This is a genomic window from uncultured Novosphingobium sp. (genome assembly GCF_964277725.1).
In the GTDB taxonomy this organism is placed as follows: domain Bacteria; phylum Pseudomonadota; class Alphaproteobacteria; order Sphingomonadales; family Sphingomonadaceae; genus Novosphingobium; species Novosphingobium fluoreni.
This window is the reverse complement of record NZ_CAXYKL010000239.1, coordinates 1-9,836: the sequence shown is the minus strand read 5'-3', so window position 1 is coordinate 9,836 and position 9,836 is coordinate 1. Positions and strand designations below refer to the sequence as shown.

At 64.6% G+C, this 9,836-nt stretch carries 10 protein-coding genes; 5 read left to right on the top strand and 5 right to left on the bottom strand.

The annotated features are described in order from the left end of the window. Positions 1-1,998: glutamate synthase-related protein (locus ACHWRX_RS13470; protein WP_394659573.1), on the top strand; the 1,998-nt coding region annotated here is incomplete at its 5' end. Positions 1,999-2,108: 110 nt separating this feature from the next. After that, on the top strand, positions 2,109-3,542 hold the full coding sequence (locus tag ACHWRX_RS13465; protein WP_058735580.1) for a glutamate synthase subunit beta: 1,434 nt from the start codon (positions 2,109-2,111) through the stop codon (positions 3,540-3,542). 102 nt (positions 3,543-3,644) lie between these two features. Here ACHWRX_RS13465 and ACHWRX_RS13460 read toward each other — a convergent pair whose 3' ends face one another. Next, positions 3,645-4,352 (bottom strand): uracil-DNA glycosylase, encoded by a 708-nt coding sequence (locus tag ACHWRX_RS13460; RefSeq protein WP_394659572.1) that lies wholly within the window; start codon positions 4,350-4,352, stop codon positions 3,645-3,647. Positions 4,353-4,404: 52 nt separating this feature from the next. On the opposite strand from ACHWRX_RS13460, the gene ACHWRX_RS13455 reads away from it, so the two are divergent. From ACHWRX_RS13455 to ACHWRX_RS13445, 3 genes are read left to right on the top strand one after another with little or no spacing between them, the layout of a single operon-like run. Beyond that, complete coding sequence (locus ACHWRX_RS13455; protein ID WP_058735725.1) at positions 4,405-5,028, top strand: ribonuclease D; 624 nt, start codon at positions 4,405-4,407, stop codon at positions 5,026-5,028. 6 nt (positions 5,029-5,034) lie between these two features. After that, positions 5,035-5,682 carry an LPS export ABC transporter periplasmic protein LptC gene (gene lptC, locus ACHWRX_RS13450; protein WP_058735581.1) on the top strand — a complete coding sequence of 216 codons (648 nt, stop codon included), beginning with the start codon at positions 5,035-5,037 and terminating at the stop codon, positions 5,680-5,682. Then, complete coding sequence (locus ACHWRX_RS13445; protein WP_058735582.1) at positions 5,679-6,197, top strand: LptA/OstA family protein; 519 nt, start codon at positions 5,679-5,681, stop codon at positions 6,195-6,197. The genes lptC and ACHWRX_RS13445 overlap by 4 nt, the downstream gene beginning before the upstream one ends. A 60-nt stretch (positions 6,198-6,257) precedes the next feature. Here the strand turns inward: ACHWRX_RS13445 and ACHWRX_RS13440 are convergent, their stop codons facing one another. From ACHWRX_RS13440 to ACHWRX_RS13425, 4 genes are all read right to left on the bottom strand, one after another. Then, positions 6,258-7,658 carry a sugar transferase gene (locus ACHWRX_RS13440; protein ID WP_394659571.1) on the bottom strand — a complete coding sequence of 467 codons (1,401 nt, stop codon included), beginning with the start codon at positions 7,656-7,658 and terminating at the stop codon, positions 6,258-6,260. A gap of 144 nt (positions 7,659-7,802) precedes the next feature. Next, positions 7,803-8,849 (bottom strand): DNA polymerase III subunit delta, encoded by a 1,047-nt coding sequence (holA, locus tag ACHWRX_RS13435; RefSeq protein WP_394659570.1) that lies wholly within the window; start codon positions 8,847-8,849, stop codon positions 7,803-7,805. A gap of 22 nt (positions 8,850-8,871) precedes the next feature. After that, a complete protein-coding gene (lptE, locus tag ACHWRX_RS13430; protein ID WP_058735584.1) occupies positions 8,872-9,384 on the bottom strand; it encodes an LPS assembly lipoprotein LptE in 513 nt (170 codons plus the stop codon). Then, on the bottom strand, positions 9,381-9,836 hold a 456-nt coding region (locus ACHWRX_RS13425; protein WP_394659569.1), incomplete at its 5' end, for a class I tRNA ligase family protein. The genes ACHWRX_RS13425 and lptE, both read right to left, overlap by 4 nt.

Here is a 9,836-nt window from a genome sequence, read left to right as displayed (position 1 = left end):
TCCGAGATCGTCAAGCGCTTCGCCACCGGCGCGATGAGCTTCGGCTCGATCAGCCGCGAGGCACACACCACGCTGGCGATGGCGATGAACCGCATCGGCGGCAAGTCGAACACTGGCGAGGGCGGCGAGGAAGTCGATCGCTTCACCCCGCTGGCCAATGGTGACTCGATGCGCTCGGCGATCAAGCAGGTCGCATCGGGACGCTTTGGCGTCACCACCGAATACCTCGTCAACGCCGACGACATCCAGATTAAGATGGCCCAGGGTGCCAAGCCCGGCGAAGGCGGCCAGCTGCCGGGTGACAAGGTCGACAAGACCATTGGCCGGGTGCGCCACTCGACGCCGGGCGTGGGACTCATCAGCCCACCGCCGCACCACGACATCTACTCGATCGAGGATATCGCCCAGCTCATTCACGATCTCAAGAACGTGAATCCGGGCGCGCGCGTCTCGGTCAAGCTGGTGTCCGAAGTGGGCGTGGGCACGGTCGCGGCGGGCGTCTCAAAGGCGCGCGCCGACCACATCACCATCGCCGGCTACGAAGGCGGCACCGGCGCCTCGCCGCTGACCTCGCTGACGCACGCGGGTTCGCCGTGGGAAATCGGCTTGGCCGAAACCCAGCAGACGCTGCTGCTCAACAATCTGCGCAGCCGCGTGGCGGTGCAGGCCGACGGCGGCCTGCGCACCGGACGCGACGTGGCCATCGCCGCGCTGCTCGGCGCGGACGAGTTCGGCTTCGCTACTGCCCCGCTGATCGCGGCGGGCTGCATCATGATGCGCAAGTGCCACCTCAACACCTGCCCGGTTGGCGTCGCCACGCAGGACCCGGTGCTGCGCGCGCGCTTCACCGGCCAGCCCGAGCATGTGGTGAACTACTTCTTCTTCGTCGCCGAAGAACTGCGCGCGATCATGGCGGAACTGGGTTTCCGCACGATCGCGGAGATGACCGGCCGGGTCGATCGGCTCGACACGCGCAAGGTGATTTCGAACTGGAAGGCCAAGGGCGTCGACTTGTCGAAGATCCTCTACAACCCCGGCAAGGGCGACAGCCCGACGCTGAACTGGTCCGAAACGCAGGACCACGGGCTGGAGAACGCTCTCGACAACGATCTGATCGCGGCGGCCAGCGATGCCTTGGAGAAGCGCCAGCCGGTGCGGATCGAGCGCAAGGTGATCAACGTCAACCGCACCGTGGGCGCAATGCTCTCGGGCGAAGTCGCCCGGCGTTTCGGCCATGCCGGACTGCCCGATAACACGATCAACGTGAAGCTCACCGGCGTTGCCGGCCAGAGCTTCGCCGCCTGGCTTGCGCATGGCGTCACCCTCGATCTGACGGGCGATGCCAACGACTATGTCGGCAAGGGCCTTTCGGGCGGCCGGGTGATCGTGCGCCAGCCGGGTCACGTAAACCGCGAGCCGACGCAGAACATCATCGTCGGCAACACCGTGCTCTACGGCGCGATCGCGGGCGAGGCATTCTTCAACGGCGTCGGCGGTGAACGCTTCGCGGTGCGCAACTCCGGCGCGGTCGCGGTGGTAGAAGGCTGCGGCGATCACGGCTGCGAGTACATGACCGGCGGCGTCGTCGCGGTACTGGGCAAGACCGGGCGCAACTTCGCGGCGGGCATGTCGGGCGGCGTGGCCTATGTCTACGACGAGGACGGCGTGTTCGATCAACTGGCCAACACCGCGATGGTCGATCTCCAGCCGATCTCGCCAGAGCGTGACGAGGAAGACGGCGCGGGCCGCCCGCAACAGCGCACCAACGGCGTCAACGATGCCGGCATGGGTGATCCGCTGCGCCACGACGCGGAGCGGCTGCGCGTGCTGCTGGAACGCCACCACCTGCACACCGGATCGAAGCGCGCACGCGCCTTGCTCGACGACTGGAGCAATACGCTGGGCAAGTTCGTGAAGGTCATGCCGCGCGATTACGCAAAGGCGCTGAAGTCTCTCGAGGCTGAGCGGCTCGAAGCAGCGTCCGTGGCTGCCGAGTAACGGGCGAAGTAAGCAATCGGGGACTCCGGTTGGCCGGAGTTCCCCTTTTCTGGCATATGTGAGGAAGCGGGAGCGTCGTCGGGATCGACGCTCACGGGGAGTATCTCAAGATGGGTAAGGAAACCGGGTTCCTCGAACTCGACCGTCACGATCGCGGCTACGAAGCACCCGAAGCGCGGCTGAAGAACTATAAAGAGTTCGTCGTCCCGCTGCCCGAGGCCGATCTGAAGGCTCAGGCATCACGTTGCATGAACTGCGGCGTGCCCCATTGCCATACCGGCTGCCCGGTCAACAACATTATCCCCGACTGGAACCACCTGGTCTACGAGAACGACTGGCGCAACGCGCTCGATGTTCTGCACTCGACCAACAATTTCCCGGAATTCACCGGCCGCATCTGCCCCGCGCCATGCGAGGCCGCCTGCACGCTGAACATCATCGACCAGCCGGTGACGATCAAGTCGATCGAGTGCGCCATCGTCGACAAGGGGTGGCAGAACGGCTGGATCGCGCCGCAAATCCCGGCCAAGCGCACCGGCAAGACCGTGGCCGTGGTCGGATCCGGCCCGGCGGGCCTCGCCGCAGCCCAGCAGCTGGCCCGTGCCGGCCACACCGTCACCGTGTTCGAGAAGAACGACCGGATCGGCGGGTTGATGCGCTACGGCATCCCGGACTTCAAGATGGAGAAGCACCTCATCAATCGGCGCGCTATGCAGATGGAAGCCGAAGGGGTGACATTCCGTACCGGAACCGAAGTGGGCGTGACCATCTCGGTCAATTCGCTGAAGGAAAACTTCGACGCGATCGTGTTCGCCGGTGGCGCGGAAGACCCGCGCAAGCTCGACATCCCGGGTGCCGAACTGCCGGGCGTGCGCCTGGCGATGGAGTTCCTGACCCAGCAGAACAAGCGCAACGCGGGTGACGACGAACTGCGCGCCGCACCACGCGGTTCGCTGACCGCAACCGGCAAGCACGTCATCGTCATCGGCGGCGGCGATACCGGCTCGGACTGTGTTGGCACCTCCAACCGTCAGGGCGCGGCCTCCGTCACCCAGATCGAGATCATGCCCAAGCCACCCGAGATGGAAGACAAGGCGCTCAGCTGGCCGTTCTGGCCGCTGCGGCTGCGCACCTCGTCCAGCCACCAGGAAGGTTGCGAGCGCGATTGGGCGGTTCTGACCAAGCGCGTGGTCGGCGGCAACGACGTTTCCGGCCTCGAATGCGTGCGCGTCGAATGGAAAGACGGCAAGATGGTGGAGATCGAAGGCAGCGAGTTCACGCTGCAGGCCGATCTCATCCTGCTGGCGATGGGCTTTGTCGGCCCGCGCAAGGCCGGCATGCTGGACCAGGCCGCCGTCGAGCTGGACGCGCGGGGCAACGTCAAGGCGAACATGCTCGCCTACAAGACCTCGGAAGAAAAGATCTGGGCCTGCGGCGACATGCGTCGTGGCCAGAGCCTGGTGGTCTGGGCGATCCGCGAAGGCCGTCAGTGCGCCCGTGCCGTGGATGAAGCGCTGATGGGCAAGTCCGAACTGCCACGATAACTACCGCTCAACCGCGGGGCACGGCGAACGATGCTCCCCTCCCGCTTGCGGGAGGGGCCAGGGGAGAGCCTGTTCCTCCTCACGGCAGAATGACCGGCGCTTTCACCCCGTCCAGTTGATCTCCCCCCGCCCATGCTCGCGTAGGAAAGCATTGGCGCGAGTGAAGTGACGAGACCCGAAGAACCCGGAATGCGCCGATAGCGGACTGGGATGCGGCGCAGTCAGCACCAGATGACGTCCATCCACCAACCCCGGCACATGCTCGGCCTTGCGGCGGGCGTGATTGCCCCACAGCATAAACACGCAGGGCTCTGTCTTGGCGGCGACGGCGGCGATCACCGCGTCAGTGATCGCTTCCCACCCCCGCTTGGCATGCGAACCGGCGCGCGCCTCCTCCACGGTCAGTGAGGTGTTCAGCAGCAGCACGCCTTGCCGCGCCCAACGCTCCAGATTGCCGCTTGTCGGCCGCGCCACGCCGAAGTCGCTGGCGATCTCCTTGTAAATGTTGACCAGCGACGGCGGCACCTTAACGCCGTCCGGCACCGAGAACGCCAAGCCATCCGCCTGACCTGCGCCGTGATACGGGTCCTGCCCCAGGATCACCACTTTCACCGCGTCCAGCGGCGTCAGCTGCAACGCCAAAAGCCGGCTGCCACGGGGCGGATAGATTCGCTTGCCCGCCGCTTCCTCCGCTTTCAGGAAGCTTCCGAGCCGGCGCGCCTCGGGCGTTGCCAATACTGGCTCCAGCGCCTCGCGCCAGCTTGCGGGCACTGCATCCGACCCCAGTTGCGCGGATTCACTCTCGATCATGGCTTAGCGCCCATTGCGAAGTTCAGGTGCAATGCCTAAGCATCTTGGGCTTATGGCTGTCCACTTTCATGAAGAAGATCTCCCCGAAGGCGTGCTTGCGCCGGGCGCGGTTGCCGTCGACACCGAAACGATGGGGCTGATCACCCCACGCGACCGGCTGTGCGTTGTCCAGATCTCGGACGGGCGGGGCGACGAGCATCTCGTGCGCTTCAAGGTGGGCAGCGATTATGCCGCCCCGAACCTGCGCGCCGTGCTGGCCGATCCCGCGCGGCTGAAGCTGTACCATTTCGCCCGTTTCGACCTTGCCGCGATCGAACATTACCTGGGTGTCACCGCCGCGCCGGTGTTCTGCACCAAGATCGCCAGCAAGCTGACCCGCACCTATACCGATCGCCACGGCCTGAAGGACATCGTGCGCGAGCTGCTGGGTAAGGAAATCTCCAAGCAGCAGCAATCCAGCGACTGGGGCGCGGCTGAACTCAGCGATCCGCAGCGCGAATATGCCGCGTCCGACGTGCGCTATCTGCACGCCATGCACGATATCTTCGTGACCCGGCTGGCACGCGAGGGCCGAGCGCAACTGGCGCAGGCCTGCTTTGACTTCCTGCCGCACCGCGCTCGTCTGGATCTGGCCGGCTGGCCCGATCACGATATCTTCAGCCACGAAGCCGCCTGACGCGCCATGTCGCTCCAAGCCACTCAGATGCGCAACCGCCGGCGCCAATTCGCGGCGCCCGGCGGCTCGCATGACCGGATGATCGGTTTCCTGGGCAAGGCGCTGCCTACGGGGATCGGTTTGCTGGCGGCGATCATGATCCTGCTGCCGCTGTCACCCCGTGGCGAGATCAGTTTCCTGCTAGACCGCAATAAGGTCGCCGTCACGAACGAGCGCGTGCAGGTGGCCGATGCCGCCTATCGCGGTGCGGACGGCAAGGGGCGGCCGTTCGTCCTCACTGCCGGCAGCGCTCTGCAGCAAACCGCTGCCGTGCCGGTGGTCTCGATGAACGATCTCGTCGCCAAGCTGAACCTGACGGACGGACCGGCGGAAATCCGAGCGCCTTCGGGCGACTACAATTACAATTCCGAGAAGATCGCGGTGAACGGCCCGGTCGATTTCGCGGCGGCCGATGGCTACCGGATGCGCACGCAGAACGTGGCGGTGGATATCAAGACTCAGAACGCGGTCGGCTCCGGCGGAGTATCCGGCACCGTCCCGACCGGCACGTTCCGGGCAGACAACATCGTCGCCAACTTGGAAGATCGTACCGTAACGCTGCAAGGCAACGCCCGGCTGAGGATGACGCCCGGCAAGATGAGGATCCCTAAATGACGGCCACCCGCATGCGCAACGCGGTCCTGCTGAGCGCGGCGACTGCCCTGGGCGCGGCCTCTTTCGGGCTCATCGCGCCGCCCCGCGTCGATGCACAGGCTCTCTCGGGCCACAACAGCAATGCGCCGGTGGACTATGCCGCTGATCGGATCGAGCTGCAGGACAAGCAGAACCGCGTCGTGCTTTCTGGCAATGTCGATGTGAAGCAGGCCGAGCTGCGCCTGCGCGCCGCGCGCACTGTGGTGGATTTCACCAATGCCGGCTCGATGCAGATCCAGCGGATCACCGCGACCGGGGGCGTCACCGTTAACCGCAATGACGAGATCGCGACCGGCGACGTTGGCATTTACGACTTCAACCGGCGGGTGATCACCATGGTCGGCAATGCCTCGCTGAAGCGTGGCGGCGGGGATACCCTGCGCGGCAATCGCTTTGTCGTGGACCTGAACAGCGGAGTCTCCTCCGCCGAGGGCCGCGTGACGGGCACGTTCTCGGTTCCCAAGAAGAAGAACTGAGGGCGGCCGTTTGCGGGTGGGGAACCCGCTCGGTAGCAGCGTTACCCGAACTTCCGGCGCTCAGAATGCCCGGTCGTGCACCAGTACGCGCAAGGTCAGGAAGATGATCTTGATATCGCGCAGGATCGTCCAGCCTTCGAGATATTCAAGGTCTGACTGCAGGCGCGAAACCAGATCCGATTCCTTCTCGGTCGCCCCGCGAAAACCACGTACTTGGGCCAGACCGCTGAGACCGGGCTTCAGGCTGTGGCGCTGCCAATAGCGCAAGTCGACTTCCCAAAAGAGCTTCGATCCGGCCTGCGAGCCGATCGCGTGCGGACGCGGACCAACCAGGCTCATGTCCCCCAGCAGCACATTGAACAACTGCGGCAGTTCGTCGATCGAGGTGGATCGGATGAACTTGCCGATCCGGGTGATGCGCTGGTCGTCCTTCGAGGCTGAAACGTTGCCCTCCGTATCGCACAGGGCAACCGTCATTGAACGGAACTTGTACATGTTGAAGAAGCGGTTGCCCCGACCCATGCGGCGCTGCACGAAGAACACCGGCCCGCCGTCTTGCACCTTGATGGCAATGGCAACCGCGACCAGCAGGGGCGAAAGGAAGAAGATCGCGGTGCCAGCGAAGGAAATGTCCAGCAGTCGCTTCACGATCCGATCGCGCAGCCCAAGCGGCCCCGCAGACACAAGCAATAGGCCATACCCAGCCTTGACCCGCGCGCCTTGCGCACCAAGCCTGGCAACCTCGTCGTCCAGCACCTCGCCGTCGACATTCGCGCCCTTCAGCATCATCGCCCAGTCCGCCCGGCGGGCAGCGGGGCAGCTTACGATCACGCGATCAATATTTCGCAAGACCAAGCCGATGCGATCCAGGGCATGGGGATCGTTCAAGTTGGGTTTTAGGCCCATTCCACTGGCTGAAATTCTGATCGCGCCGGGAAAATCGACACGCGGCCCGCCATCGTCGATCACTAGTTCGTTGTACGGATTGGTCCCGCAACGCCACCGCGTGAAGCTGCGCATCTGAAGCCGACCCCAGACCAATAGCAGGACCGTGCAGACCGTTCCCGAGCCAAAGCCTAGGCGCGAAAAGTCGGAAGAGGCCTTCGCGAAAAAGGCGATGAAAACCACCGCTGCAACCGAAAGCACCAGCGCGCCCTGCGATCGAAAGATACCGCGCCACGGATCGCGCAGCGCCTCTATCGAATAAGAGCCGTTATACAGCGCGATCGTCAGGAAGATCGGCAACAAGATCTCACTCTGAACCAGCGCGTCGGAGCCGCCCTGGATACCCGCAAACAAATATCCGGCGATGGCGAAGCCGCCGAAGATGGTGACAATGTCGCCTGCCATCAAGACGAGATAAGACTGCAACCGCCTCCGCTCCAGCGACGGGGCGACAATCAGGTTCTCCGGGACGGTTTCGACACCCGTTAGCGGGCGCACGGCAAACGGCGCATTCATACGCTTACGGCTCCCTGATCCTGCATCATTGCACAGTGCTGTCATCTCAATCCGTTTGATCAAGCTAGCACCGCTATGCTGCAGTGCAACAGATATAGTAGGCTAACAAAGATAGCGCAATCATCAATAAGAACTAAAGCGCGCCTACGCTGTCTTTCGTACCAATTCGGAACCGGCGATGCGGCAAAAGGCCGCAAGTTCCTGCGAAAGCAGAAGTTCGGCGTCGATACTGTTACCCAGCATGGCTTGGTGAAGACTCATTAAGCGTTGCGCCAGACGCTCCAGCCGCGGTCCCCGCCAGGCTCGCAGTTGCTCACCGAGTACCGCCTTGTCTCGCCAGAAAATGCGACGTGCGTTTGCCTCGGCATCTAGGAATTGCACCATCCCCTGTCCCGGCGAGATTCGCGAGGCCAAAGCGGCAAGCTGTGCCGTGCGTCTCTCCAATGCCAGCAGCAGCCCGACCGGCGAGATCTGCATCGCGCGCAACCGCGCCAGTTCCGGTGCCAGCCGCTCACGCCGACCACCAAGGACGGCATCGACAAGCGGGCCGAAGTCATCATCCGATGTCTGCGCACCGATCGCGTCGAGGTCGGCCGCCGTTACCGTGCGGGGGCTTTCAGGCGCAGCATCGCAATAGAGCGCGAGCTTTTCGATCTCCGACCGGGCGAGGCGCGTGTCGAGCCCGGCCCCGCGCGCGATTCGCTCGGCAAGATCGCTGCTCAGCCTCAGTCCCGCGGCTCCGGCCTGGGTCCGCACCACCCCGGTAACGGAGGCGAGGTCGGGCGCATGGAACATTCCCACCAAGGCGTCCGGTCGAGGCGCGAGGAGCTTCGCGGTTCGGGACTTTTCTGAAGCGCCAGTGGCGACGATCAGCACAGGGCACGGATCGCCATCCGCATCGAGCAGGTTGGCCACGGCATCGTGCGCTTCGTCCCCGGCGGCGCGTACCCAGATGTGGCGTGTGCCGCCAAATAGGGAGGTGGAACGCGCCTCGTCACTCAGCCGCACCGGATCCTTGCGCAGTTCGGCGCCGGAGAACTCGATCCGCTCCCCGGCATCGGGCAGCAGGCCAACGATCCGCGCCGCTGCATCGGCCGCCCCCGCCTCGTCCGGGCCGCAAAAGAAGAAAACGCGCGCATTCGCCGCCGCTTTTGCTGCCAGCGAGCCGAAGTCCTTCTGGGTCGCTTTCATCGGCTGCTCACCCCTTCGCGCCTCAGCGCGGCTGCGCCGGATCCTTGCGCAGCTGGATGGCGACGTTCGTGACGATGCGCTCGGCAATGTCCTTCGCCAGATTCTCCAACGCGGTCTGTTCAGCGGCGACAGTGGCGTAATCGGAAGAGATCACGTCGATACCGGCGTCGGAACCGGCTGTGGCGTCGAGCACGATACTGTCGCTTGCAAGGTCGACCAGCTGATACCGGGCACGCAACGTGCGGCGTTCACGGCTGACGGTGTCATCGCTCAACAGACCGAAGGATTCGAGTTTATCATCCAGCCGCACGTCCAGGCGGTAGCGCGGCGCGGTGTTGCCGCTGGCGGATAGCTTATCTGTCAGGGCATTGCGGACCAGCCAACCGGCCCGCCCTTCGATCGCGGCGACTTGCACGCCGGCGAGACCACGCGCCACCGTCCCGTTGCCGCCGCCGGCATACATCGGTTGCAAGCCGCATCCCGACAGCAGGACGCCGGCGATCAGCGCGGCGGCGAAGGCAAGGGCTCGCGTCATGCGACCAGGTTGACCAGGCGGTCAGGCACCACGATGATTTTCCTTACTTCGGCCCCGTCCAGCGCACGCTGCACCTTGTCGCTGGCGAGCGCAAGCGCCTCCAGCTCCTCCTTGGCGGTGCCCTTGGCGACGGTCAGGGTATCGCGCAGCTTGCCCTTCACCTGCACGGCGATGGTCACCTCATCCTCCACCAGCAGGGCGGGATCGACGGCGGGCCAGGCAGCAAGCGAGACAAGACCGTCTCCGATCGTCGACCAGGCTTCCTCGGCCAGATGCGGCATCATCGGCGCGACCAACAGCAGGATCGTGCGGATCGCGGTGGAGCGGCTGGCGGAGGGCTGCGCCTTCTCCACCGCGCTGGTCAGTTCGTAGATGCGCGCTACGGCCTTGTTGAACGAAAGCGCCTCGATGTCCTGCGCGACGGCGGCGACCGTCTGGTCGCGCTTGCGGTC

Coding starts and splice junctions, on each gene's coding strand:
- lptC (WP_058735581.1), top strand. CDS start 5,035: ATGTCGCTCCAAGCCACTCAGATGCGCAACCGCCGGCGCCAATTCGCG.
- ACHWRX_RS13465 (WP_058735580.1), top strand. CDS start 2,109: ATGGGTAAGGAAACCGGGTTCCTCGAACTCGACCGTCACGATCGCGGC.
- ACHWRX_RS13445 (WP_058735582.1), top strand. CDS start 5,679: ATGACGGCCACCCGCATGCGCAACGCGGTCCTGCTGAGCGCGGCGACT.
- ACHWRX_RS13440 (WP_394659571.1), bottom strand. CDS start 7,658: ATGAATGCGCCGTTTGCCGTGCGCCCGCTAACGGGTGTCGAAACCGTC.
- holA (WP_394659570.1), bottom strand. CDS start 8,849: ATGAAAGCGACCCAGAAGGACTTCGGCTCGCTGGCAGCAAAAGCGGCG.
- ACHWRX_RS13460 (WP_394659572.1), bottom strand. CDS start 4,352: ATGATCGAGAGTGAATCCGCGCAACTGGGGTCGGATGCAGTGCCCGCA.
- ACHWRX_RS13455 (WP_058735725.1), top strand. CDS start 4,405: ATGGCTGTCCACTTTCATGAAGAAGATCTCCCCGAAGGCGTGCTTGCG.
- lptE (WP_058735584.1), bottom strand. CDS start 9,384: ATGACGCGAGCCCTTGCCTTCGCCGCCGCGCTGATCGCCGGCGTCCTG.